We start from the raw sequence: 24,184 nt of genomic DNA on the forward strand, positions 1-24,184 counted from the left end.
GCGCGCAAGCGCCTCAGGGGGATGTCCTCAAGACTGGCAGTCAGCCGCGTCGCGACGGGTCAGCTTCTTGTCGGACATGTACTTTTCAGAACCTGCCTTGATCATGGGCTTGAGGATCTGCTCGTCGGCCTGGTACCAGTCGGCACCGATGTTCCACTTCTTGCCGTCCCAGGTCTGCACGCGGGCCCAGGTCGAACCCATGTGGTCGGCGCAGCTGGTGGACAGCGGACGCATCACACCACTGAAGCCCAGCGCGTCGAGCTTCTTCTGGTCGAGTGCCAGGTTTTCCAGGCCCCAGCGCACTTGCTCACCGGTCATGACCTTGCCCTTGCCGAAGCGCTCCTGGGCGCGGCGCACGGCCTCGATGCTCAGCATCTGAATGATCACGCCACGGGTGTAGAGCACGGAGCCCACCTCATCCTTCGGCCCGGTGCCCTGGCCCTTGTCGTGCACATGCTTGAGGATGTCCTGGATGACCTTGGGTTGCTGGCCCGAACCGTTGAGTGCCAGCGCGTTGTAGCCCTTGGCACCTTCGCCCACGTCACGCACATCGGGTTCGGCACCGGCCCACCACACACCGTACATCTTGTCGCGCGGGTAGCCCGTGGCCTGGGCTTCCTTCAGGGCGGTGGAGTTCATCACGCCCCAGCCCCACAGCAGCACGAAGTCGGGGCGGCTCTGGCGCACTTGCAGCCAGGTGGCCTTCTGCTCGACGCCAGGCGCCGTCACGGGCAGCATCTGCAGCTCGAAGCCGTGCATCTTGGCGCGCTCCTGCAGCAGCGGGATGGGTTCCTTGCCGAACGGGCTGTCGTGATACACCAGAGCGATCTTCTTGCCCTTGAGCTTGTCCATGCCGCCCAGGTTCTTGCCGATGTGCTGGATCAGGATGTCGGCGCCGGTCCAGTAGCTGCCCATGAAGGGGAAGTTCCACTTGAAGGCCATGCCGTCCTGCGAGACGGAGAGACCGTAGCCCAGCGTCATCAGCGGTACCTTGTCGGCGGGCGCCTTCTCGGTCAGGGCGAAGGTGATGCCAGTCGATTGCGGATCGAACAGCGACACGCCGGGACGGCTCTTGAGGCGTTCGTAGCACTCCACGCCGCGGTCGGTGGCGTAGCCGGTTTCGCACTCTTCAAAGGTCAGCTTCACGCCGTTGATGCCGCCGTCACGGGCATTGATGAGCTTGATGTAGTCCTGCTTGCCGTTGGCCCAGGGCGTGCCATTGGGTGCATAGGGACCGGTACGGTAGGACAGCAGCGGGAAGAACTGCTCCTTGGCCTGCGCGATGGCGCTGGTGCTCAGGGACGAGGCACCTGCAGCCACCACGGCAGCGGCAATCACGATTTTCGAAAGCTTCATGTATGTCTCCTTTGAATGAAAGTGTTGAAGCACGGGAAAAGACCGGGTCTCCAGTGGACGCCCCCTTCAGGAGCGAGCGCATCGGGAATTGCGTGTAAGTGGTTTCCTGCAGAGAGCCTGCCTCAGTGGGGGAAGGGCCACAGGCGCATCTTCTGCTTGCCAATGGACCAGAGCTTGGCCAGGCCGTGGGGCTCAACGATCAGGAACCACACGATCAGGCCGCCGAAGATGATGAGCTCAGCATGCGAGACAGCGGCTGTGGAGATCTCGATCCCGAACAGGCCTGCCAGTGCCGGGAGGAACTGGTTCAGGAAGATGGGCAGCACCACGATGAAGGCCGCGCCAAAGAACGCACCCATGATGGAGCCCATGCCACCGATGATGACCATGAACAGCAGGCGGAAGGAGATTTCCACCGAGAACGCCGCCGGCTCCCACGAGCTCAGGTGCACGAAGGCCCACAGCGCGCCCGCCATGCCGACGATGAAGGAGCTCACGGCGAACGCGCTGAGCTTGGCGTACATCGGGCGAATACCGATCACGGCGGCGGCCACGTCCATATCGCGGATGGCCATCCACTCGCGGCCGATGGCGCCGCGCACCAGGTTCTTGGCCAGCATGGCCACGATCACCAACAGCGACAGACAGAAGATGTACTTGCTCACGGCGCTGTCGATGGGCATGCCCAGCACCTGCAGGTTGCTCACCGACACCGAGCCGGAGTCGGAATTGTTGGTGAACCACTTGATGCGCAGGAACATCCAGTCGCTGAAGAACTGCGCGGCCAGCGTCGCCACGGCCAGGTACAGGCCTTTCACGCGCAGACTGGGCAAACCGAACAGGATGCCGAAGAACGTAGCGCACAGGCCGCCCAGAATCAGCGCCGGAATCAAGGGCATGCCAGGGAAGCGCACAAAGAAGTTGAAGGCCCCGTACGCACCCACGGCCATGAAGGCACCCGAGCCCAGAGAAATCTGGCCGCAGTAGCCCACGAGGATGTTCACGCCCAGCGCGGCCATCGACATGATGACCAGGGGAATCAGGATGGCACGGTAGAAGTAGTCGGTGGCCAGCATGGGAACCACCAGGAAGGCCACCGCCAGCAGCAGGAAGATGGCAATGCGGTCCTGGGCAATCGGGAAGACCTGCTGATCCGCCCGGTAGCTGGTCTTGAACTGGCCGTTTTCGCGGTAGAACATGGGTTCTCTCCTTGTTGTTCTTGTGGTGGTTCAGACGCGGTCGATGATCTTTTCGCCGAACAGACCCTGAGGGCGGAACAGCAGAAAGACCAGTGCCAGCACATAGGCAAACCAGATTTCGATACCACCGCCCACGAACGGGCCGAGGTACACCTCGGAGAGCTTTTCACCCACGCCGATGATCAGGCCACCGATGATGGCGCCAGGCACCGAGGTCAGGCCACCCAGAATCACCACCGGCAGGGCACGCAGCGCCACAGTGGTGAGCGAGAACTGCACGCCCAGCTTGGAGCCCCAGATCATCCCGGCCACCAGGGCCACCACACCAGCCACGCACCAGACGATGACCCAGATGCGGTTGAGTGGAATGCCAATGGACTGGGCGGCCTGGTGGTCGTCGGCCACAGCGCGCAGGGCGCGGCCGGTCTTGGTCTTCTGGAAGAAGATGCTCAGCAGCAGCACCAGCGTGGCAGCGATGGCAGCGGCGATCACGTCCTCCTTGTTCACCAGGACGCCGCCTTCAAAGACGGACTCGAACAGGAACACCGGGTCCTTGGGCATACCCACGTCGATCTTGTAGATGTCGCTGCCGAAGAGCGTCTGGCCCACACCTTCGAGGAAGTAGGTGATCCCCAGCGTGGCCATCAGCAGCGTCGCGCCTTCCTGGTTCACGAGGTGGCGCAGTACCAGGCGCTCGATGACCCATGCGACGACGAACATGAACACCCCTGCAATCACGAAGGCGGCGAGGTTGGCCACGATGGCGTTGTCGATACCGGTCCACTTGGGGATCCACTCTGAAAAGCGCGCCATGGCCAGTGCCGCGAACAGCACCATCGCACCCTGCGCGAAGTTAAAGACGCCCGAGGCCTTGTAGATCAGCACGAAGCCCAGGGCCACGAGCGAATACAGCATGCCGGCCATCAGGCCGCCGATCAGTGTTTCAAGAAAGAATGCCATTTGCTTGTCTCCCGCCTCAATGGCTGGTGCCCAGGTAGGCTCGGATCACGTCTTCGTTGTTGCGCACTTCTTCAGGCTCGCCATCGCCGATCTTCTTGCCGTAGTCGAGCACCACGACACGGTCGGAGATGTCCATCACCACGCCCATGTCGTGCTCGATCAGCACGATGGTGGTGCCGAACTCATCGTTCACGTCGAGGATGAAGCGGCACATGTCCTGCTTCTCTTCCACGTTCATACCGGCCATGGGCTCATCGAGCAGCAGCACCTGCGGCTCCATGGCCAGGGCGCGGCCCAGGTCCACACGCTTTTGCAGACCGTAGGGCAACTGGCCCACGGGGGTCTTGCGGAAGGCCTGGATTTCCAGGAAGTCGATGATGTGCTCGACCTTCTCGCGGTGCGCGATTTCCTCGCGCTCGGCGGGCCCCCAGCGCAGCGCCTGCAAAAGGAGGTTGCTCTTGATCTTGAGGTTGCGCCCCGACATGATGTTGTCGATCACGCTCATGCCCTTGAACAGCGCCAGGTTCTGGAAGGTGCGGGCGATGCCCATCTCGGCCACCTGGCGGCTGTTCATGTGGCCAAAGGTCTTTCCGCGGAAGGTGATGGAGCCTTCGGAGGGCGTGTACACACCGTTGATGCAGTTGAGCATGGAGCTCTTGCCGGCACCGTTGGGGCCGATGATGGAGCGGATCTCATGCTCGCGCACGTTGAACGAAATGTCGGTCAGCGCCTTCACGCCGCCAAAGCGCAGACTGATGTTCTTGACGTCAAGGATGACGTCGCCGATTTTTTTCTGGGTCATGGGGTGCTTTCCGGTATCTCAGGCACTGACCTTGGCAGGCGCATGGACCTTGGCGTCGAGGATCTTGAGCGTGGCACTGACGCTGCCGGTGCGCCCGTCCTCGAACTTGACCTGCGTTTCGACGAATTGCTCGGTGCGACCGCCATACAGCGCATCGACGAGCACGGCGTACTTCTGGGCGATGAAGCCGCGGCGCACCTTGCGCGTGCGGGTCAGCTCGTCATCGTCGGGGTCCAGCTCCTTGTGCAGCACCAGGAAGCGCGCCACCTGCGTATCGCCCATGCCCGCCTCGGCGGCCAGGTCGGCATTGACCTGGGACACGCAGTCGATGATGAGTTGCAGCACCTGCGGCTTGGAGGCCAGATCCACATAGCCGCCGTAGGGCAGGCCCTGGCGCTCGGCCCAGTTGCCCACGGCCTCGAAGTCGATGTTGATGAAGGCGCAGACCTGGTCGCGGTCGTGCCCAAAGCACACGGCCTCCTTGATCTGCGGGAAGAACTTGAGCTTGTTCTCGATGTAGTTCGGCGCAAACATGGCACCGCCATTGAGCTTGCCCACGTCCTTGGCGCGGTCGATGATGCGCAGCTGGCCGTTGGCATCGATCACGCCGGCATCACCGGTGTGGAAGTAGCCGTTCTCGTCGATCACCTCGGCCGTGGCGTCCGGGCGCTTGTAGTACTCCTTGAGCACCGACACGCCCTTGACCAGCACCTCGCCGTTGTCGGCGATCTTGAGTTCGATGCCGGGTGCCGCCTGGCCCACGCTGTTGAGGTCCACCTGCCGGTCGCGCTGCAGGCACACATAGGCGCAGGTTTCGGTCTGGCCGTAGAGTTGCTTGAGGTTGATGCCGATGGAGCGGTAGAAGCGGAACAGGTCCGGGCCGATGGCCGCGCCCGCGGTGTAGGCCACGCGGATGCGCGAGAGCCCCAGCACATTGCGCAGCGGGCCATACACAGAAAGGTCGTACCACTTGTACAGCAGCCGGTCGCTGCTGCTGACCGGCTTGCCGTCCAGGATGTCGGCGCCCACGCGGCGCGCCAGCTCCATGGCCTTGGCGTACAGCCAGCGCTTGAAGGGGGCAGCGTCTTCCATGCGGATGGACACCGAGGTCAGCATGCCCTCGAACACGCGCGGCGGCGCAAAGTAGTAGGTCGGCCCGATCTCGCGCAGGTCGATCGACACGGTGCCTGCCGACTCGGGGCAGTTGATGGTGAAGCCCGCGACCAGCCAATGGGCCACCGAGAACAGGTGGTCGCCCACCCAGGCGGGGGGCAGGTAGGAAATGATGTTGTCAGTAGGCACCAGGCGATCGACCTCGACCCCGCCCTGCGCCGAGGCGATGAAGGCCGAGTGCGTCTGGCACACCCCCTTGGGCTTGCCCGTGGTGCCCGAGGTGTACAGGATGACCGACACGTCCTCGGGGCGGTTGCGTTCCACCTCGGCCTTCCAGGCGCCGGGGTGGGCGCGGTCCCATTCGGCGCCTAGCGCCATCAGCTTCTCGGTGCTGATGAGGCCGGGTTGCTCGTAGTTGCGCAGGCCACGTGGGTCGTCGTAAATGATGTGGGTGACGCTGGGCACCGACTCGCGCACCTCCAGCAGCTTGTCCACCTGCTCCTGGTTCTCGGCGAAGAAGAACTGCACCTCCGCGTCCTCGATCACGAAGGTCATCTCGGTGGCCACCGCGTCCTGGTACAGCGGAATGGGCACGCCACCCACGCTCTGCACAGCCACCATGCTCATGTACAGGTGCGGGCGGTTGTCGCCGATCAGGGCCAGGTTCTGCCCGCGTCGGAAGCCCAGGGCCAGCAGGCCGCAGGCCAGTTGCTGCACCGTCTGTGCAGCGTCTTTCCAGGTCCAGGTCTGCCAGATACCGTACTCTTTTTCGCGTACGGCCGGGTCTGTCGGGCGCTCGGCTGCATGTTTGAGCAGCAGTTGCGGGAACGTGGTCTTCATTCCGGGTCCTATCGATGGGTCTGCAGTAGCCCTTGCGGGGCAGCAAGCCCAGAGGTCGCCTCTGGGACTTGGTAATTCATAATTGCATGGTAGGAGTTACTTTGACGCCGCGTTGTCTTTGCGATGACAATTTAGGGGTAAATACGGGCGGGGGATAACCCGCAAGCACCCCGTTCAGCGCACAAACCGCCCCTCCCTGTTCACCAGCGTCAGCTCCACAAAGCGCGAAGCATTGCGCTCGGGGACGCTGGCGTTGATCTCGAAACCACCCACATCCATCTTGCGCAGGCCCCAGGTCGCATCGATGAAGGAGGCGCGCGTGGGACTCTTGCCCGCGCGCTGCAAGGCTTCGGCAAACACCCGGGCGTTGATGTAGCCCTCCAGGGCCAGGTGCGATGGCTCCATCTTGCTGTCAATGGCCTTCCAGGCCGTCTGAAAATCGCGCACGACCGGGATGATGGCGTTGGTGGGCAGGGGCATGACCTGAGAGATCACCAAGCCCACTGCATGACTACCCAAGGCCTTGACGTTGGCCGCCGTGCCCAGCACCGACAACGCATACAGCGTGACCCCAGGTCGCAGCGTGCGAAAGGCCTTGATGAACTCCAGCGCAGGCTTGCCTGCCAGGCCCACAAGCACGGCCTCCGGGTTGGCATCGGCAATTTTCTGGGCTGCGGCCGCTGCGTCCGATGCGTTGTTCTCCACGTTGGCCGTGCGGCCCTCGGGAACCTTGGCGCGCTCCATGGCGGCGCGCGCACCGGTCAACACCTCCTTGCCAAAGGTATTGTTCTGCTGGACTACCGCAATACGCTGTATGCCCAACGTGGCAAGGTGTTGAATGCACTTCTCGGCTTCTTCGGCATAGCTGGCGCGGATGTTGAACACATTGCGCGCCCCCGGGATGCGGCTGAGCTGGCCGCCCGTGAACGGCGCAAAGAACGGCACCCCGCTGTCCTGCACCTTCGGCAACATGGCTTCGACCATGGGAGTGCCCATGCAGTTGAACAACGCGAAGCAATCCTTGTCGGCCAGAAAGGTGTCGAGGTTAGCCAAGGCACGCGGCACTTCGTAACCGTCGTCCAGTGTCTGCAGCAGGATCTGACGGCCTTGGATCCCGCCTTTGGCGTTGATGGCGGTGAAAGCAGCCACCGCCCCCTGGTGCATGGCCGAGCCCAGATCCCCCAGCGGCCCCGTCAAGGCCGTGGACTGGCACAACTTGAGCGGCGCCTCTTGGGCCAATGCGCGGGTGGCGGCCAACCAGGGCAGTGCGAGACCGACGCTGGCCAGCACGCGGCGGCGGCTCATGGTGGATGCTTGGAAGGTGGGCATGGTGTCTCCTGGGTTCACACGGCGGTGTAACTTCCTGTATCGTTGTATCTTCAGGTCTGAATTGGAATTATTTTGTCCTTGCGACGACATTTGGGATCGTGGTATTCCCGCATTCCGCGTCGCACTCTGCCCCTGCTGCCTTTCGCTTTACTTGCACCGCATGAGCACCGATCTGTCCTTGCACCACCGCCGCCGCAAACCCACGGCCGATGAACTGGCGGACATTCCCTGGCTGCCCTTGCTGCAACCGCACGAGCGCACCTGCGCCGAAGAGGTGCTGCTGGTGGGCGACGCGCTGCCCGGCGACTATGTGTGCCGCGTTGGGCGCCCCGTCACCTACTGGTTCGGCGTGATCGAGGGCCTGCTCAAGATGAGCAACGACAACGCCGACGGCGGCACCATGACCTTTGCCGGCCTGCCGCCGGGCGGCTGGTTTGGCGAAGGCACGGCCGTCAAGCGCGAGCCCTACCGCTACAACGTACAGGCCCTGCGCAAAAGCGTGGTGGCGGGCCTGCCCATAGACACCTTCCACTGGCTGCTGGACCATTCGCTGGGCTTCAACCGCTTTGTCATGCACCAGCTCAACGAGCGCCTGGGCCAGTTCATTGCGGCGCGCGAGATCGACCGCCTCAACAGCCCCAACGCCCGCGTGGCGCGCAGCCTGGCGGCCTTGTTCAACCCCACGCTGTATCCCGGTGTGGGCCAGGTGCTGCGCATCACCCAGCAGGAACTGGCCTACTTGGTGGGCCTGTCGCGCCAGCGCGTGAACGAAGCGCTCGCGGCCCTGCAGGCGCGCGGGGTCATCCGCGTGGAATACGGCGGGGTGCGTGTGCTGGACCTGCAGGCGCTGCGCGACAGCATCCCATCCTCCTGATGATTTGAGAAAAAATGGCCTCCAACGTCCGTCCATCAAGCGCCAGTAGCTATTATTTTCATAGCAATAGAGATCCTTCACGGGCGGCCGCCGGCATGCACAATGGCTGCCAAGTTTCACAGAGGAGCACCCCCATGGACCTGAGCTTGTCAAGCACCCTGCGCACCGCGCCCGCACTCTGCCTGCTGCTGGGCTTGGGCGCCTGCACCAGCGTGGCACCGCCCGCCCCAGCGCCAGGCGAGGAGCTTCTGGGCCTGAGCGCCCACCACGAACTGCTGCGCTTTCGCGCCGGTGCGCCGCAGCACATCCTGGAGCGCCGCAGCATCAACGGCCTGGCGCCCGGCGACCAGCTCGTGGGGCTGGACTACCGCGTCGCGCGGGGTGTGCTGTTTGCCCTGGCACAGAGCGGGCGCCTGTACACGCTGGACGCTGCCACGGGCGCCGCCAACGCAGTGGGTGCCCCCGATGCGTCGCCCCGCCTGCGCGGGCAGGCCTGGGGGTTCGACTTCAACCCTGCGGCCGACCGCATTCGCGTCGTTTCGGACCAAGGGCACAACCTGCGCCTGCACCCCGACACCGGCCAACAGGTCGATGGCGACGCCACCCAGCCTGGCGTGCAGCCCGACCCCGCGCTGCGCTACGCCTGGGGCGACATGCACGCGGGCCGCACGCCGCACATCGTGGCAGCGGGCTACACCTACAACCAGCGTGACGACAAACTCACCACCAACTACGCCATCGACGCTGCCCTGGGCACGCTGGTGCTGCAGGGTTCGCGTGAAGGCACCCAACCCATGGTCTCACCCAACACCGGGCAGCTGCGCACGGTGGGCTCCCTGGGGCTGGGACCGCTGGAAGACGCATCGTTCGACATTGCCGACGTCAACAACACCGCACTGCTGGCCGCGCGCACCGGTGCGCATGCGCCCACCGTGCTGTACCGGGTGGACCTGGACACCGGCCGCGCCCGAGCGCTGGGCGTGGTGGGCGACGGCGCCCCGCTGCGCGGCCTGGCCATCGTTCCATGATGCCGCTGCCCGCTCCCCGCAAGGCCGCAGCCCTGTGCGCCCTGCTGTGGCTGACGGGCGCGGCCAGCGCAGGCAGCCTGCGCGTACAGGTGCTGGACAGCGCGGGCAAGCCCCTGGAGGGCGCCGTCGTCTCGCTCGTGTCCGATGCCGCGCGCCGCGCGGTGCGTCCCCTGCCCGAGCAGGAAATCTCACAGGAGAACAAGCAGTTTGTGCCTGCAGTGCGCGTGGTCACCGTAGGCACGCTGGTGCGCTTTCCCAACCGCGACAGCGTGCGCCACCATGTGTACTCGTTCTCGCCGGCCAAGAAGTTCGAAATCAAGCTCTACGCGGGCACGCCAGCCGCCCCCGTGCTGTTCGACCAGCCCGGCGTGGCCGTGCTGGGCTGCAACATCCATGACCAGATGGTGGGCTGGGTGGTGGTGCTCGACACCCCCTATTTCGCCCAGACCGATGCCCAGGGGCAGGCGCTCCTGGAGGGGATGCCTGCGGGCGCGCACCAGTTGCGCGCCTGGCACGCGCGCCTGCCGGTGGATGTCACGCCACCCCAGCAGGCCATTGCACTCACCGAAGGCGACAGCACCGCCACCGTGCGCCTGGGCGGTCTGCAGCCATGAGCCCAACACCCACCCGCGTGCGCCACAGCCTGATCCTCAAGCTGGTCGGGGTGTCTATCCTGCTGCTGCTCATCGTGCAGGCCGCAGGTTTTGCCGTGGTACATGTCGGCATCGACCGCAACGCGCGCCTGCAACTGGCGCGCGAGCTCGACAACGACGAACGCGTGTGGCTGCGCCTGCTGGAGCAAAACGCCGAGCGCCTGCGCCAGGGCTCGGCCCTGCTGGCGGCCGACTATGGGTTTCGCGCCGCCGTCAGCTCGGACGACCAGCCCACGATCCAGTCCGCGCTGGAGAACCACGGCGCACGCATCGGTGCGGCGGCCACAGCCCTGCTCGACACCCGCCTGGCGCTGCGCGCGGCCAGCCTGGCGAGCGAGCTGCCGCAGATGCCCGCCGAGCTGCCCCTGGTGGTGCAGGCCCTGGCCGCGCAACCCCAGGGCAGCCAGGTGGCCGTGATTGCGGGGCGGCCCTACCAATTTGTCATGGTGCCCTTGCGCGCACCGTTGGTGATTGGCTGGGTGCTCATGGGCTTCCCGGTGGGCCAGCCGCTGGCCGATGAAATGCGCCAACTGCTCGGGGTGGACGTGGCCGTGCGCGTGCAGGCGGGTGCGAGCACCACGCTGCCGGTGGCCACCGTGCCTGCGCCGGTGCGGGCACGGCTGCTGCAGCCCGGTGCGCTGCCGCTGGAGCTGCAGGCCGGTACGCACACCCTGCTGGTGCGGGCCCGCGCCCTACCGGCCGTGGGCGGCGAGGTGCACACCCTGCTGTTGCGGTCGGTGGACACCGTGGTGGGGCCGCTGCGCCAGTTGCAACTGCTGCTGGCCGTCATCACCGCAGCCGGTGTGCTGCTGTTTGCGCTGGGCAACGGCGCCATGGCGCAGCGGCTGACCACCCCGCTGCGCTCGCTGCTCACGGCCACCCGGCGTCTTGCGGGCGGCGACTACAGCGAACCCCTGCGCCACACCGGGCGCAGCGACGAGATCGGCGACCTGGCGCGCTCTTTTGACGGCATGCGCCTGGAAATCGCCCGCCAGCAGGCCGAGGTGCGTGACCTGGCCTACCGCGACCGCCTCACCGGCCTGCCCAACCGCGAGCGCTTTCGCCAGGCCGTGATGCAGGCCATTGCGGCACAGCCCCCCTTGGGGAGCACACCCCTGGCAGTGCTGCTGCTGGATCTGGACCGTTTCAAGCATGTCAACGACGTGCTGGGCTACGCCTTTGGCGACCGCCTGCTGCAGGCCGTGGCCCAGCGCCTGCGGCCCCACGCATCCCAGGCCCCCGATCTGGTGGCACGTGTGGGCGGCAACGAATTTGCGCTGCTGCTGCACGATGCCGACCCCACCCGCGCCCTGAAGGCTGCGCAGACCATCGTGCAGGCCTTTGAGGCGCCTCTGGAGCTGAACGAACAGACCGTGGACCTGAGCGCCGCCCTGGGCATTGCCTGCTGGCCCGGCCACGCCGCCGACGCCGACGGACTGCTCAACCGCGCCGAAATCGCCATGTACGCCGCCAAGCGCACGCTCAGTGTGGTGCAGATGTACGACCCTGCGCTGGACTCCTCCAGCGCGCAGACGCTCACCTTGCTGGGCGACCTGCGCCGCGCCGTGGAGCAGGACGAACTGCGCCTGTTCCTGCAACCCAAGGTGGCGCTGCAGGGCCACCACACCCTGGCCGCCGAGGCCCTGGTACGCTGGCAGCACCCACAGCGCGGTCTGGTACCGCCCATGCAGTTCATCCCCTTCGCCGAGCAGACGGGCTTTGTGCGCCAGCTCACACTGTGGGTCTTCGAAGCCGCCGCACGCTGGCAGGCGCAGCCCCAGGCGCGTGCGCTGGGCGTGCGCGTGTCGGTCAACCTGTCCACGCGCGACCTGCTGGATCCCGATCTGAGCCATCGCCTGGATGACATCCTGCAACGCCACGGTGTGGCGGCCACGGCCTTTTGTCTGGAGATCACCGAAAGCGCCATCATGGACGACCCCCAGCGCGCCGAAGCCATGCTCAACCGCCTGGCGCAGCAGGGGTTCCGGCTCTCCATCGACGACTTCGGCACCGGCTATTCGTCACTCGCCTACCTGCGCCGCCTGCCGGTACAGGAGCTCAAGATCGACAAGTCCTTCGTCATGGGCATGCAAAGCGCCGAGGGTGACGCCATGATCGTGCGCTCCACCATCGACCTGGCGCACAACCTGGGGCTGAGCGTGGTGGCCGAAGGCGTGGAAAGCGCCGACATCCTGGAGCACCTGCGCAGGCTGAAGTGCGACGAGGCGCAGGGCTACCACATCAGCCGCCCCCTGCCGCTGGACGATTACCTGGCCTGGCAGGCGCGCCAGGCCTGAGAGCAACCCCGGCGCGGAATCATTGGCCCGGGGCGTGGTAGCGCCGCGCGCTGGCGCCGCCATCCAAAGCCTGGGGGGGCGGCGTGGACGCAGCCGCTGCGGTGCCCTGGCTGGGACCGGACCAGTCGCGGTCATCGCGCGCGCTGCGCTCCAGCCGGAAAGCGCTCACCACCTGGGTCAGGCGCCCTGCCTGCTCCTTGAGGCTGTCGGCCGCCGCCGCGCCCTGCTCCACCAAGGCCGCGTTCTGCTGGGTCATCACCTCCAATTCGCCCACCGACTGGCTCACCTGCCCGATGCGCTGGCTTTGCTCCTGCGCGGACTGGGTGATCTCGGCCATGATGTCCGACACCTTGCGCACGGCGCCCACCAGTTCATCCATGGTGCTGCCCGCACGGTGCACCTGCTCGCCTCCTTGCTCGACCTGCTGCACGCTGGCGCCGATCAGGGCCTTGATCTCGCGCGCCGCCGTGGCCGCGCGGCCCGCCAGGTTGCGCACCTCGCCCGCCACCACCGCAAAGCCGCGCCCCTGCTCGCCTGCGCGGGCCGCTTCCACAGCAGCGTTGAGCGCCAGGATGTTGGTCTGGAAGGCAATGCCGTCGATCACCCCGGTGATGTCGGCGATCTTGCGCGAGCTGGCGCTGATGGACTCCATGGTCTGCACCACCTGCGTCACCGCCTGCCCACCGCGCGTTGCCGTCTGCGAGGCGCTGGAGGTCAGGTGGTTGGCCTGGTGTGCGGAATCCGCGCTCTGCGACACGGTGCCGGTCAGATCGGCCAGCGCCGCGGCACTGGCCTGAAGGTTGTGCGAGGTCAGTTCGGTGCGCTGACTCAGATCGAGGTTGCCCGACGCGACCTCCGAGCTGGCCGTGAGGATGGAATCGGCCGCCTGGCTGATCTCGGCCACCAGGGCGCGCAGGCGCTCCTGCATGGCGGCAATGGCGTCGAGCAGGCGGCCGGTTTCGTCGTGGATGCGCACTTCAATGGCCGAGGTCAAATCGCCGCGCGCAATGCGCTCTGCCACCACGACCGCGCGGCCAATCGGCAACGTGATACTGGCCGTGATGCGCCGCGCAATCCACCATCCCAGCAACGCAGCCACCGCCACCAGCCCCGCACCCAGACCGCGCGCCTGGCCCTGCAGTCGCTCGGCCTGCTCGGCCGATGCCGCATTGAGCTGGTTCTGCCGCTCGATCAGCTCCGCCAGCTTGGCGCGCCAGGCGCTCTCGGCGGGCGCGGCGCGGGTCATCAGCGTGAGCGTGGCGCTCACGGTGTCGCCGTCTTCGATGGCCTTGAGGGCGGTTTCCATTTCGGGGCGGGCTTTCTGGGCCAGGGCCTCGATGTCGCTCAGCAGCTGTTGCTGCTCCGGCGTCGTGTCTGCCGAGGCAAAGAGCTTGGCCAGCGCCGCCTGATGCTGCTGGTAGTCCTGCAGCGATTTGCGCGCCGCTGCAATCTGCGCCTGGGCCTGCTGGCCGTCGATTTCGTTCAACATGGCGGCCGAGCGGCTCTGGATGCCCAGGGCACCCACCGTCTCCAGCATGGTGTTGACCCGCTTGGCCTTGGCCGCACCGGGGCCGGTGATGGCGCGCATCTGCTGGTTGACCGTGTGCAGCGACCACAGCCCTCCGGCGGCAATGCCCATCATCAGCACCAGCAGGCAGCCAAACCCCAGGCGCAGCCGTGCTGCGATGGAGAGCGAAGTGAGCGTCTGGGCTAGGGACATAACAAAACCTCCGGTGCCAATGGCAGCAAACCCATGTGGGATGCGGCCCCCGAGTGTATTGACAATACGTTACGCTGTGTACGGGAGATCATGTGGGTTTTCCATGTAAGCATGTGCGCTGTGCATGGGCCCGAATGAGACAATCCGGCCCATGCAAGCCAAGAAGCCCGCCCCGCGCCCCCTGCAGCCCTCCCCAGCGCCCGGCGGCGCCGAGCCCGCCGCCCAAGGTACGCGGCTGAACAAGCGCCTGGCGGAGCTGGGCCTGTGCTCGCGCCGCGAAGCCGACGACTGGATTGCACGCGGCTGGGTACAGGTCAATGGCAAGGTGGCCGAAATGGGAACCCGGGTGCAGCCGCAGGACCGCGTCACCGTGCAGCAGGCCGCGCAGCGCCAGCAGGACAGCCGCGTCACCATCCTGCTGAACAAGCCCATCGGCTACGTCTCGGGCCAGGCCGAGGACGGGCATGAGCCTGCCGTAACGCTCATCAACCCGCGCACACACTGGCGCGACGACCCCAGCGGCCTGCGTTTCTCGCCGCCGCACCTGCGCGGCCTGGCGCCGGCCGGGCGGCTGGACATCGACTCCGTGGGCCTGCTCGTGCTCACGCAGGACGGGCGCGTGGCGCGGCAGATCATTGGCGAAGACTCCACCATGGACAAGGAATACCTCGTGCGCGTGGTGTACCAGGGGCCGGGCCCGCTGCGCGCCCTGCCGCCGGGCGCGCGCGCCGAGCCGCTGCAGGAGATCGACGAGCGCGACCCCGTCAGCACCAACGTGCAGGCGGTGTTCCCGCGCGAGCAACTCGAACGCCTGCGCCACGGCCTGAGCCTGGACGGCCAGCCGCTCAAGCCCGCCAAGGTGGAATGGCAGAACCCCGAGCAACTGCGCTTTGTGCTGCAGGAGGGCAAGAAGCGCCAGATCCGCCGCATGTGCGAACTGGTGGGCCTGAAGGTGGTGGGCCTCAAACGCATCCGCATCGGCCGTGTCACACTGGGCAACCTGCCCGTGGGGCAGTGGCGCTACCTGGGCCCGCACGAACGCTTCTGACAGCCCGTGCTCCAGGGCGCGCCCTGGCCTTTTGTTCGGAGCGCGCATGTCCCCTTCCACACCGCCCCAACCGGGCAAAAAATCCCAGGCCGCGCGCGCAGCCTTGCAATCGCTGCGCCCCGCCGACCTGCGCGGCGCGGCGCGCCTGGCCACCCAGGCCACGGCAGGCGTGGCGCGCATTGCCGAGGGCGTGCACCGCTCGGTGCTGGACACCCTGGGCCTGCCCGGCGCGGCCACGCCGGGGCGCACACGCGGCATCACCGGCCTGGTGTACCAAAGCATCCACGGGGTGACGCATTGGGTGGACGTGGGCGTGCAGGCCGCACTGCGGCGGCTGGAGCCCACGCTGGAGCGCGCAGGCATGGGTGCGCAAACGGCGCCCTCGCCCGAACGCGAGGCACTGCTGTCCGCACTGAACGGCGTGATGGGCGACCGCCTGGCCGCCGATGCCAACCCCCTGGCCCTGCCCATGGAACTGCGCCAGCACGGCCACGCACTGGACCTGGCCGCACTGCGCGCCAGTGGCAAGGCCACCGGCAAGGTGCTGCTGCTGGTGCACGGCCTGTGCATGAACGACCTGCAATGGCAGCGCGCAGGCCACGACCACGGCGCACACCTGGCCCAGGCGCTGGGCTACACCCCCGTGTACCTGCGCTACAACACCGGCCAACACACCTCCACCAACGGGCAGGCCCTGGCAGAGCGCCTGGAAGCCCTGCTGCAAGACTGGCCCGTGCCGGTGCAAGAGCTGAGCGTACTGGCCCACAGCATGGGCGGGCTGGTGGTGCGCGCCGCCTGCCACAGCGCCGCCACGGCAGGCCAGCGCTGGCCCGCAGCCCTGCGGCATATGGTGTTTTTGGGCACCCCGCACCATGGCGCACCGCTGGAGCGCGCCGGCCACTGGGTGGATGTGCTGCTGGACAGCACCCCCTACAGCCGACCCTTCGCGCGCCTGGGCCAGCTGCGCAGCGCGGGCATCACCGACCTGCGCTACGGCCATGTGCTGGACGCCGACTGGCAGGGCCGCGATCGCTTTCGCCGCAGCCCCGACACCCGCACCCCCTTGCCCCTGCCCGCAGGGGTGGCCTGCTACACCGTGGCCGCCACGCTGGCTGCGCGCCGCAGCCCCCTGGCCGAACGCCTGGTGGGCGACGGCCTGGTGCCCCTGCGCAGTGCCCTGGGCCTGCACGACGACCCGGCCCGCTGCCTGGCCTTTGCCAAGCCGCACCAGTACCTGACCTTTGGCACGGGGCACCTGGATCTGCTCAGCGATGCGGGCGTGGCGCAGAAGATCGTGCATTGGCTGCAGGGCGTGCAGGCATCTGCAACCAATGCGCCATGACACGCATGGCTTGGTCAACGCCCTTGAAAGCCGCCCGCCCGCCCATAATTGCCCGCCTGCGGCGCCTGCCTGCGTGCGGGGCGCCTTCTTTCGCCTTGGATTTGTCCTTTTTGAACCCCTATGAGCAAACAAACCCTTTCCTTCCAGGCCGAAGTGGCCCAGTTGCTGCACCTGGTCACGCACTCGCTGTACTCCAACCAGGAAATCTTCCTGCGCGAGCTGATCTCCAACGCCTCCGACGCCTGCGACAAGCTGCGCTTCGAGGCGCTGAACAACAACGCGCTGTACGAAGACGCCCCCAACCTTGAAGTGCGCGTGAGCTTCGACAAGGACGCCAAGACGCTCACCATCCAGGACAACGGCATCGGCATGAGCCAGCAAGAGGCCATTGACCACCTGGGGACCATCGCCAAGAGCGGCACCAAGGACTTCATGGGCAAGCTCACGGGTGACCAAAAAGCAGACGCCCAGCTCATCGGCCAGTTCGGCGTGGGCTTCTACTCGGGCTTCATCGTGGCCGACAAGATCACCGTCGAATCGCGCCGCGCGGGCCTGAAGGCCGACGAAGGCGTGCGCTGGGTCAGCGGCGGCGCTGGCGACTTCGAGGTGGAAACCATCACCCGCGCCGCGCGCGGCACCAGCGTCATCCTGCACCTGCGCGACGACGCTGCTGAATACCTCAACGCCTGGAAGCTCAAACAGGTCATCGGCAAGTATTCCGACCACATCAGCCTGCCCATCCTCATGGAAAAAGAGGAATGGAAAGAGAGCGAGAAGGAAGGCGAACCCGGCGGCATGGTGAAAACCGGCGAATGGGAAACCGTCAACAAGGCCAGCGCCCTGTGGACCCGCCCCAAGAAGGACATCACCGAAGAGCAGTACCAGGAGTTCTACAAGGCCATCAGCCACGACCACGAGAACCCGCTGACCTGGGCGCACAACCGCGTGGAAGGCAACACCGAGTACACGCAGCTGCTCTACATCCCCGCCAAGGCGCCGTTCGACCTGTGGAACCGCGACAAGAAGGCCGGTGTGAAGCTCTACGTCAAGCGCGTCTTCATCATGGACGATGCCGAGGCGCTGATGCCCAGCTACCTGCGCTTCGTCAAGGGCGTGATCGACTCGGCAGACCTGCCGCTCAACGTCAGCCGCGAACTGCTGCAGGAAAGCCGTGACGTGCGCGCCATCCGCGAAGGCAGCACCAAGCGCGTGCTCTCCATGCTGGAAGACCTGGCCAAGCACGACAAACATGACGCCCCGGCCGAAGGCGCCGACGGCGTGACCGATGTGGTCAGCGAAGAAGACAAGGCCAAGGAAGGCAAGTACAGCGCCTTCTACGCCGAGTTTGGCGCCGTGCTCAAGGAAGGCCTGGGCGAAGACTTTGCCAACCGCGAGCGCCTGGCCAAGCTACTGCGCTTTGCCAGCACCACCAGCGACGCCGTGAGCGTGGGCTTTGCCGACTACAAGGCGCGCATGAAGGAAGGCCAGGAGGCCATCTACTACATCACCGCCGACACCCTGGCAGCCGCCAAGAACAGCCCGCAGCTCGAAGTCTTCAAGAAGAAGGGCATCGAAGTGCTCTTGATGACCGACCGCGTGGACGAGTGGGCGCTGAATTACCTGCACGACTTCGACGGCACGCCGCTGCAAAGCGTGGCCAAGGGCGCCGTGGACCTGGGCAAGCTGCAGGACGAGGCCGAAAAGAAGGCCGCCGAGGAGGCCGCCGAAGCCTTCAAGCCCGTGCTGGCCAAGCTGAAAGAAGCCCTGAAGGACAAGGCCGAGGACGTGCGCGTGACCACCCGCCTGGTGGACTCGCCCGCCTGCCTGGTGGTGCAGGACGACGGCATGAGCACGCAGCTCGCCCGCATGCTCAAGCAGGCCGGCCAGAAGGCGCCCGAGACCAAGCCCGTGCTGGAGGTGAACGCCGAGCACCCGCTGGTGAAGAAGCTCGACGGCAGCGTGCACTTCCACGACCTGGCCCACATCCTGTTCGACCAGGCCCTGCTGGCCGAAGGCGGCCTGCCGGACGACCCGGCGGCTTACGTCAAGCGGGTGAATGCGCTGCTGGCTTGATTTGAAGAAAAATGGCCTCTGACGCTCGTGGAATGGGCGCTAGTAGCTATAAAAAAATGAGCGAATAGCCCCGGTGGGATGGAAATTCTGCCGGGGTTTTGTCTTGGGCTTGGGGGTGCTGTAGCCCTAGCGGAGATGTGGAGCTCAACCGCGTCCACCCGATGGCCGGTCATGGCGTTTGCAAGTCGAGCGCCTTCCACGCGGCGAACACATCCACCTGCTTGCGCAGCCAATCCACGGGCATCGGGCTGGTTCCCCAGTGGTGCAAGCGCCCGAGGGCCTCGCCCATGTTCCACAGGTGCCGCAGTTGGACGAACAGCGGTAGCGCGGCCATGTCCGCTGGCGTGACCTCGCCACCGGCGCTGCGGTAGCCCTGGAGGTAGTGCGCCCACCGTTCCAGTAGCAGCTCGTCGGGTTCCTTGAGGCTCTTGCGCGTCAGGTAGGACCAGGGCATCACGCACAGGTCGTAGGCCAGGAAGCCCGGCCCGGCGTCGTCAAAGTCAAAAAACACAGCACTTTTGGCACCGTCGGCATTCGTGGCGATGTGGTTGTTGAAACCATGCGTGTCGCCGTGGCAGATGACGCGGCTCAGCCCACCCTTGGCCTGGGCCAGTTCGGCCAGCAGGCCTTGCACCAACTGGCGGTAGGTGTTCAGCAACTCCAGGTCCAGCTCGGGGTGCGTGTGCAGATAGGCCAGGGTTTGCTCCGCCAGGTGACTGCCGTTCAGGGTGTATCGGCTGGGCGGGCCAGCATAGTCGCGGGCCGTCATGTGGATGCGAGCCAACGTGCCGCCTGTCTGCTCGAAGTCTTCCAGCGTGTCCGGCACGGCGCCTGGCGCATGCCGGAACAACGCCATGGCGCGCAGCCCTTCGGGGAAACGCAGTTCCACATGGGTGCGCCCCTGGGCAGTTGACACCGGCACAGCCACGGCCACGCCATGGGCGTCGAGGTGCGCCAGGAGTGATAGCTCGAAATCGGCGTTGAAATCCCCGCGCGGGCGGATGGAATACAGCCGAACGACGTACCTGCTTCCATCGACAGAGCGCAGTGCGTAGTTGTCGTTCAGGCCCCGGCGAATCAGGTGGCACTGCTGCACCGCAAGGCCGTGGTGCTGCTCCACCCAGCGCGCGATAGAGGATGCGGCCGCGGTCGTGTGGGCGGTGACGAGATCAGGGTCGTGGCGTTGGGTGGCATGCATGGTGCATTGTCCCTGCGTTCCAGGCCTGCTGCCGGAGCTGCTGCCACGGCTAGAACCGGGCCTCACGCCACCAACGGCTCCTCCTGCATCGCCTCGATCTGCTCGTGCAGCATGTCCACCTGCCCGCGCCAGTAGTCGCTGGTGCCGAACCAGGGGAAGTTGATCGGGAAGATCGGGTCTTCCCAGCGGCGGGCGAGCCAGGCGCTGTAGTGGATGAGGCGCAGGGTGCGCAGCGGCTCGATGAGGGCCAGCTCGCGGCGGTCGAAGGGGCGGAACTGCTCGTAGCCGTCGAGCAGGGCGCCGAGCTGGTGCGTTCGCTGGCGCCGGTCGCCCGACAGCAGCATCCACAGGTCCTGCACCGCTGGGCCCATGCGGGCGTCGTCCAGATCCACGAAGTGCGGGCCGCCACGGCCCCATTCGTCCAGTGGCGTCCAGAGGATGTTGCCGGGGTGGCAGTCGCCGTGCAGGCGCAGCATGGTGGCATTTTTTAAGCAAAATTGGCCTCCAGCGCCCGTGGATTGTGCGTCAGCAGCTATCAAATCAAGAGCGGCATTGCAGGCCTCGCGCCAGGCTGATTGCACATCGAGCGGGATCAGGGCGTGCGCCAGCAGCCAGTCGCGCGGCTCGGTGCCAAAGCTCTGCAAGTCCAGCGCGGGACGGTGCGTGAAAGGGCGTGCGGCGCCCACGGCGTGGATGCGCGCGAGGAAGCGGCCGGTCCATTCAAGCACCTCGAAGTCGTCCAGCTCGGGCTGGCGTCCGCCACGCCAGGGGCTGACGGAGAACTGGAAGCCGCCGTGCGGGTGCAGCGTGCGGCCATCGATCACCAGCGGGCCCACTGCGGGCACCTCGGCGGCCATGAGCTCGGCGGCGAAGGCGTGTTCTTCGAGGATCTGCGCCTCGCTCCAGCGCCCGGGGCGGTAGAACTTGGCCACCACGCGGCTGCCGTCCTCCAGCGTGGCCTGGTACACGCGGTTCTCGTAGGACGACAGCGCCATGAGCCGCCCGTCGCCATACAGGCCCACGCTGGCCAGCGCGTCGAGCACGACATCGGGCGTGAGGGTGGCGAAGGGGTGGAGCGGCGCGGTGTCGGGACTAGGGTTCATCCTCTGATTTTCGCCGCCACACCCGCACCCAAGACATGTCATACTTTGTTACATTCGGAAGAGATTCCGCGCGCGGAACTGTAAGGAGTGGCGAATGGCGTTGAGCATCAAAACCAAGATCTGGCTTCCTGCCATTGCGGTGAGCATTGGCCTGGTTCTTATGTCCACGGGCTCGGCGGTGCGCACGGTGAAGTCGCAGGCCATCACGGTCAAGGAGCAGTCCGATCAGCAAAGCAAGCTGGAGCTGTCCGCACGCTGGCGCGGGCTGGCCGAGGCACAGGCGCTGCGCACCCTGGGCGCGGCGCTGGCAGCCGATGAGGCCTCGGCCGCCCTGCTGCAGGGCGGGCAGGAGCAGGACCAGCAGGAGCTGGCCCAGGTGCAGTCGGCGCTGGGCACGCTGCTCACCACCCCGATGGAGCGCGCCGCGCTGGACGCTGCCACCCAGCAGGCGCAGGCGCTGAAGGCTTCGCTGGAGGCCGCGCAAAAGCTCAAGGCGGCGGGCGATGCCGCCGCGCTGCAGGCACACATCCAGAGCGACACGCAGGGCAAGCTCAAGGCATTTCAGAGCGCACAGCAGGACATGGTGCGCCTGACCGAGCGCGGCGCCACCGAGTTGCGCGACAAGGCGGGCACGGAGCGCCTGAAGACCGTGTGGGGCGTGGCGGGCATCATGGCCATCATCATTGTGGCGGTGTGCATCGGCACGCGGCTGGTGCAGCGCAGCGTGACGGAGCCGCTGGCTTACATCACCCAGGTGGCGCGCTCGATTGGTGCAGGTGACCTGACGCTGCACATCAGCACCGACCGGCAGGATGAAATGGGCGAGGTGCTGCGCGCGCTCGATCAGATGTCGGATTCCCTGGCCGAGTTGGTGGGGCAGGTGCAGCGCTCGGCAGGCAGCATTGGCGCGGCCAGCGTGGAGATCGCCCATGGCAACCACGACCTGTCCAACCGCACCGAGGCCACGGCGGCCAACCTGCAGCGTGCGTCGTCCACGCTGGACCACCTCAACAGCGCCGTCGGTCAGTCGGCCGCATCGGCCCGCGAGGCCAACGCGCTGGCTGCTTCGGCCTACACCGTGGCGCAAAGCGGCGGTCAGTCGGTGAGCGAAGTGGTGCAGACCATGCACCGCATCGACCACTCGTCCAAGAAGATCGTGGACATCATTGCCGTAATCGACGGCATTGCCTTCCAGACCAACATCCTGGCGCTGAACGCCGCCGTGGAAGCCGCCCGTGCCGGCGAGCAGGGGCGCGGTTTTGCGGTGGTGGCCAGCGAGGTGCGCTCGCTGGCCGGGCGCTCGGCGGAGGCCGCGCGCGAGGTCAAGGCGCTGATTTCCGCCTCGGTGGAGAGCGTGGAAGCCGGCACGGCGCTAGTGGACCGCGCCGGACAGACCATGCAGGAAATCGTGCAGTCGGTGCAGCGCGTCAGCGGCATCATCGAGGAAATCACCGCCAGCACCGCCGAGCAAAGCCGCGACATGCAGCAGGTGAACGCTGCCGTGGGCGAGCTGGAGCAGATGACCCAGCAAAACGCCGCCCTGGTGGAAGAAAGCGCCGCCGCCGCCGGTGCCATGAGCGAACAGGCCGCCGTGCTCGAACGCCTGGTGGGTCGCTTCAAGCTGGACGGTGTGGCGCAGCAGCCTTCGTACGCGCAGGCCCGCGCGCCTGCGGCTGCGCCCGCGCTGCTGACGCGCAGTTAACTCTGGCGGGCGCGGCTCACGGCTGCATGCTGGCGACGTGCCCCCTGCGCGGGTCGCCCTGCCCGCGCAGCAGCTCGTGGAACAGCGCCTGCGTGGCCTGCGGGCCATTGTGCTGCTGCACCGCAATCCAGGGCTGTGGCGGCGCCTGCACGGCGGTGGTGAAGGCCTGCCAGGCACTGACCAGGCGGTCGTTCAGGCCCTGAACGCCCCATTCAGCGGTGCGCTTTTTCACCTGAGCGGGGGCAAAGAACATGACTGGGCGCGGGCCGGGCAACTGCCCCGCGCCGCCCAGGTCGCCCACATGGCTGGCGCCCACGGCGCAGCTGTAGGCCAGTTGCGTGCAATGCTGGTGGATGCGCTGGCGCAGCGCCACGCTGCCGGCAAAGTCGATGTACACGCAGGGGGTGTCAGCGGCGAGCTGCTCCAGGTCCTCGTAGGCGACCACGCGGTGGTAGCAGCCCAGGCTTTCGCAAAAGGCCTGGTTGGCCTGGGATGTGAGGCCCACCACCTGCACGCCCGCACGCTGCGCGAGCTGGAAGGCCGTGCCGTAGGCGGTTTTGCTTGATGCGCTGGAGAGCAGCAGCGTGCCCGCACCATAGAAGCCCTGGTCGGCCAGGAAGTCGTCAATGAGCCAGGAGGTGATGAACAGCGGCCGCAGCAGGGCCTGGATGTCTTCGGTCTCGGGGCGGTAGAACGGGTCGGCGCTGCAGCGCAGGTAGTGGTTGTACACCGCGTGCAGGCCCGCGCGGTGCGCGGCGCCGTCGGCAAAGCCGGTGGCCGATGTCTTGTGCGGCTGCAGGACTGCCTCGTTGACCATGGGCCAGTAGCCATAGAGCCGCTCGCCCACGGCCACATCAGGGTGCAGCGATTCGGTCACCGTGCCAAAGCCCCACACGGGCACGATGCCCCAGCCCGCCTCGCCCGAGGGGAAGAAGCGCCAGTACTCCAGCATCTCGCCCATGGCGGCGTAGGTGATGTTGTTGGCGGTGAGCGCAAAGCGATCGACGCGCACGCGCACCTGGCCGTCGGCCAGCGCGGCGGGTTCGGTGCTGCGCAAAGTGGTGGTGGCCAGGGCGTCCTGGCGCACAAACAGGGTGGTGGTGTTCATACACCAACGGTAGGGCAAGCCGCCCGCAGGCTCAAGCCCGGCGCGCCGCCTGCGCGACACCCCCAGGCGGGGTTGCGTTGCGCACGAGGGATGGTGTTCAGGCGCCCCAGACCACGTCCTTGCCCTCTGCGGCGCTGCGCCGCAGCATGTCGATGAAGGGCGCTGCGCGCTGGCGCAGGGTGACGGTGTCACGCTCCCGGCCATCGGGCTCCTGCTGCGCAGCGTCCTCGGCGTCGGCGGTTTGGCCTGCTTCGGCCAGGCGGCGTTCTTCTTCCAGCACGGCGGCCTCCAGGGCCGCAATGGTTGCGGGGATCTGCGCGGCGGTGATGATGCCCTGCGCCAGCGCCTCCTTGCCCGCCAGCTCCAGCAGGCGCTTGGCATGGGGTTCGAGCAGGATCAGGTCGGCCGTGGCACGGGATTTGAATTTGTAGAGCATGGT

At 66.6% G+C, this 24,184-nt stretch carries 19 protein-coding genes; 8 read left to right on the forward strand and 11 right to left on the reverse strand.

Going from position 1 to position 24,184, the window contains the following annotated elements; all coding sequences use genetic code 11:
• Positions 1-27: 27 nt before the first annotated feature.
• From GWK50_RS17175 to GWK50_RS17200, 6 genes are all read right to left on the reverse strand, one after another.
• The gene (locus tag GWK50_RS17175) at positions 28-1,356 is read right to left on the reverse strand and encodes an ABC transporter substrate-binding protein (RefSeq protein ID WP_162017563.1); all 1,329 of its coding nucleotides are present in this window, start codon (positions 1,354-1,356) and stop codon (positions 28-30) included.
• 122 nt (positions 1,357-1,478) lie between these two features.
• The gene (locus GWK50_RS17180) at positions 1,479-2,555 is read right to left on the reverse strand and encodes a branched-chain amino acid ABC transporter permease (RefSeq protein WP_162017564.1); all 1,077 of its coding nucleotides are present in this window, start codon (positions 2,553-2,555) and stop codon (positions 1,479-1,481) included.
• Positions 2,556-2,585: 30 nt separating this feature from the next.
• Entirely contained in the window at positions 2,586-3,515 is a 930-nt protein-coding gene (locus GWK50_RS17185) for a branched-chain amino acid ABC transporter permease (protein WP_162017565.1), read from the reverse strand.
• 16 nt (positions 3,516-3,531) lie between these two features.
• Entirely contained in the window at positions 3,532-4,317 is a 786-nt protein-coding gene (locus tag GWK50_RS17190) for an ABC transporter ATP-binding protein (protein WP_162017566.1), read from the reverse strand.
• 18 nt (positions 4,318-4,335) lie between these two features.
• The gene (locus GWK50_RS17195; RefSeq protein ID WP_162017567.1) at positions 4,336-6,270 is read right to left on the reverse strand and encodes an AMP-binding protein; all 1,935 of its coding nucleotides are present in this window, start codon (positions 6,268-6,270) and stop codon (positions 4,336-4,338) included.
• 174 nt (positions 6,271-6,444) lie between these two features.
• A complete protein-coding gene (locus tag GWK50_RS17200) occupies positions 6,445-7,599 on the reverse strand; it encodes an ABC transporter substrate-binding protein (protein WP_162017568.1) in 1,155 nt (384 codons plus the stop codon).
• A gap of 160 nt (positions 7,600-7,759) precedes the next feature.
• On the opposite strand from GWK50_RS17200, the gene GWK50_RS17205 reads away from it, so the two are divergent.
• From GWK50_RS17205 to GWK50_RS17220, 4 genes are all read left to right on the forward strand, one after another.
• The gene (locus tag GWK50_RS17205; protein WP_162017569.1) at positions 7,760-8,473 is read left to right on the forward strand and encodes a Crp/Fnr family transcriptional regulator; all 714 of its coding nucleotides are present in this window, start codon (positions 7,760-7,762) and stop codon (positions 8,471-8,473) included.
• A 134-nt stretch (positions 8,474-8,607) separates the two neighbouring features.
• On the forward strand, positions 8,608-9,501 hold the full coding sequence (locus GWK50_RS17210) for a DUF4394 domain-containing protein (protein ID WP_162017570.1): 894 nt from the start codon (positions 8,608-8,610) through the stop codon (positions 9,499-9,501).
• Complete coding sequence (locus GWK50_RS17215; protein WP_162017571.1) at positions 9,498-10,115, forward strand: methylamine utilization protein; 618 nt, start codon at positions 9,498-9,500, stop codon at positions 10,113-10,115. Before GWK50_RS17210 ends, GWK50_RS17215 begins: the two co-directional genes overlap by 4 nt.
• A complete protein-coding gene (locus tag GWK50_RS17220) occupies positions 10,112-12,451 on the forward strand; it encodes an EAL domain-containing protein (RefSeq protein ID WP_162017572.1) in 2,340 nt (779 codons plus the stop codon). The genes GWK50_RS17215 and GWK50_RS17220 overlap by 4 nt, the downstream gene beginning before the upstream one ends.
• A 19-nt stretch (positions 12,452-12,470) precedes the next feature.
• On the opposite strand, the gene GWK50_RS17225 is transcribed toward GWK50_RS17220, so the two are convergent.
• Positions 12,471-14,171, reverse strand: coding sequence for a methyl-accepting chemotaxis protein (locus tag GWK50_RS17225; protein WP_162017573.1), 1,701 nt, complete (start codon positions 14,169-14,171; stop codon positions 12,471-12,473).
• 151 nt (positions 14,172-14,322) lie between these two features.
• Here GWK50_RS17225 and GWK50_RS17230 point away from each other — a divergent pair, with 151 nt between their 5' ends.
• The 3 genes from GWK50_RS17230 to htpG all read left to right on the forward strand — a co-directional run bounded on the left by GWK50_RS17230 (position 14,323) and on the right by htpG (position 18,634).
• Complete coding sequence (locus tag GWK50_RS17230) at positions 14,323-15,219, forward strand: pseudouridine synthase (protein ID WP_162017574.1); 897 nt, start codon at positions 14,323-14,325, stop codon at positions 15,217-15,219.
• Positions 15,220-15,265: 46 nt separating this feature from the next.
• The gene (locus GWK50_RS17235) at positions 15,266-16,561 is read left to right on the forward strand and encodes an alpha/beta hydrolase (protein WP_162017575.1); all 1,296 of its coding nucleotides are present in this window, start codon (positions 15,266-15,268) and stop codon (positions 16,559-16,561) included.
• Between the two features lie 120 nt (positions 16,562-16,681).
• Positions 16,682-18,634 carry a molecular chaperone HtpG gene (htpG, locus tag GWK50_RS17240; protein WP_162017576.1) on the forward strand — a complete coding sequence of 651 codons (1,953 nt, stop codon included), beginning with the start codon at positions 16,682-16,684 and terminating at the stop codon, positions 18,632-18,634.
• 169 nt (positions 18,635-18,803) lie between these two features.
• On the opposite strand, the gene GWK50_RS17245 is transcribed toward htpG, so the two are convergent.
• Together GWK50_RS17245 and GWK50_RS17250 are read right to left on the reverse strand one after the other, a co-directional pair.
• Positions 18,804-19,832: a phosphotransferase gene (locus GWK50_RS17245; RefSeq protein WP_162017577.1), complete on the reverse strand. Its 1,029-nt coding sequence runs from the start codon at positions 19,830-19,832 to the stop codon at positions 18,804-18,806.
• Positions 19,833-19,894: 62 nt separating this feature from the next.
• Positions 19,895-20,935 (reverse strand): serine/threonine protein kinase, encoded by a 1,041-nt coding sequence (locus GWK50_RS17250; protein WP_162017578.1) that lies wholly within the window; start codon positions 20,933-20,935, stop codon positions 19,895-19,897.
• A 94-nt stretch (positions 20,936-21,029) separates the two neighbouring features.
• On the opposite strand from GWK50_RS17250, the gene GWK50_RS17255 reads away from it, so the two are divergent.
• A complete protein-coding gene (locus GWK50_RS17255) occupies positions 21,030-22,637 on the forward strand; it encodes a methyl-accepting chemotaxis protein (protein WP_162017579.1) in 1,608 nt (535 codons plus the stop codon).
• A gap of 16 nt (positions 22,638-22,653) precedes the next feature.
• Here the strand turns inward: GWK50_RS17255 and GWK50_RS17260 are convergent, their stop codons facing one another.
• Both GWK50_RS17260 and GWK50_RS17265 read right to left on the reverse strand, forming a co-directional pair.
• On the reverse strand, positions 22,654-23,745 hold the full coding sequence (locus tag GWK50_RS17260; protein ID WP_162017580.1) for a DUF2855 family protein: 1,092 nt from the start codon (positions 23,743-23,745) through the stop codon (positions 22,654-22,656).
• A 97-nt stretch (positions 23,746-23,842) separates the two neighbouring features.
• Positions 23,843-24,181, reverse strand: a complete 339-nt coding sequence (locus GWK50_RS17265) for a DUF1840 domain-containing protein (protein WP_162017581.1) — start codon at positions 24,179-24,181, stop codon at positions 23,843-23,845.
• Positions 24,182-24,184 lie beyond the last annotated feature (3 nt).

This window comes from Acidovorax sp. 210-6, assembly GCF_010020825.1.
GTDB classification, from domain to species: Bacteria; Pseudomonadota; Gammaproteobacteria; order Burkholderiales; family Burkholderiaceae_C; genus Simplicispira; species Simplicispira sedimenti.

Excerpts from the sequence above, each read along its gene's own strand:
- GWK50_RS17175 (WP_162017563.1), bottom strand. The coding sequence starts at position 1,356 with ATGAAGCTTTCGAAAATCGTGATTGCCGCTGCCGTGGTGGCTGCAGGT.
- GWK50_RS17225 (WP_162017573.1), bottom strand. The coding sequence starts at position 14,171 with ATGTCCCTAGCCCAGACGCTCACTTCGCTCTCCATCGCAGCACGGCTG.
- GWK50_RS17265 (WP_162017581.1), bottom strand. The coding sequence starts at position 24,181 with ATGCTCTACAAATTCAAATCCCGTGCCACGGCCGACCTGATCCTGCTC.
- GWK50_RS17255 (WP_162017579.1), top strand. The coding sequence starts at position 21,030 with ATGGCGTTGAGCATCAAAACCAAGATCTGGCTTCCTGCCATTGCGGTG.
- GWK50_RS17235 (WP_162017575.1), top strand. The coding sequence starts at position 15,266 with ATGTCCCCTTCCACACCGCCCCAACCGGGCAAAAAATCCCAGGCCGCG.
- GWK50_RS17190 (WP_162017566.1), bottom strand. The coding sequence starts at position 4,317 with ATGACCCAGAAAAAAATCGGCGACGTCATCCTTGACGTCAAGAACATC.
- GWK50_RS17205 (WP_162017569.1), top strand. The coding sequence starts at position 7,760 with ATGAGCACCGATCTGTCCTTGCACCACCGCCGCCGCAAACCCACGGCC.
- GWK50_RS17230 (WP_162017574.1), top strand. The coding sequence starts at position 14,323 with ATGCAAGCCAAGAAGCCCGCCCCGCGCCCCCTGCAGCCCTCCCCAGCG.
- GWK50_RS17245 (WP_162017577.1), bottom strand. The coding sequence starts at position 19,832 with ATGCATGCCACCCAACGCCACGACCCTGATCTCGTCACCGCCCACACG.
- GWK50_RS17220 (WP_162017572.1), top strand. The coding sequence starts at position 10,112 with ATGAGCCCAACACCCACCCGCGTGCGCCACAGCCTGATCCTCAAGCTG.
- GWK50_RS17185 (WP_162017565.1), bottom strand. The coding sequence starts at position 3,515 with ATGGCATTCTTTCTTGAAACACTGATCGGCGGCCTGATGGCCGGCATG.
- GWK50_RS17250 (WP_162017578.1), bottom strand. The coding sequence starts at position 20,935 with ATGAACCCTAGTCCCGACACCGCGCCGCTCCACCCCTTCGCCACCCTC.
- GWK50_RS17210 (WP_162017570.1), top strand. The coding sequence starts at position 8,608 with ATGGACCTGAGCTTGTCAAGCACCCTGCGCACCGCGCCCGCACTCTGC.
- GWK50_RS17195 (WP_162017567.1), bottom strand. The coding sequence starts at position 6,270 with ATGAAGACCACGTTCCCGCAACTGCTGCTCAAACATGCAGCCGAGCGC.
- GWK50_RS17200 (WP_162017568.1), bottom strand. The coding sequence starts at position 7,599 with ATGCCCACCTTCCAAGCATCCACCATGAGCCGCCGCCGCGTGCTGGCC.
- htpG (WP_162017576.1), top strand. The coding sequence starts at position 16,682 with ATGAGCAAACAAACCCTTTCCTTCCAGGCCGAAGTGGCCCAGTTGCTG.
- GWK50_RS17215 (WP_162017571.1), top strand. The coding sequence starts at position 9,498 with ATGATGCCGCTGCCCGCTCCCCGCAAGGCCGCAGCCCTGTGCGCCCTG.
- GWK50_RS17260 (WP_162017580.1), bottom strand. The coding sequence starts at position 23,745 with ATGAACACCACCACCCTGTTTGTGCGCCAGGACGCCCTGGCCACCACC.
- GWK50_RS17180 (WP_162017564.1), bottom strand. The coding sequence starts at position 2,555 with ATGTTCTACCGCGAAAACGGCCAGTTCAAGACCAGCTACCGGGCGGAT.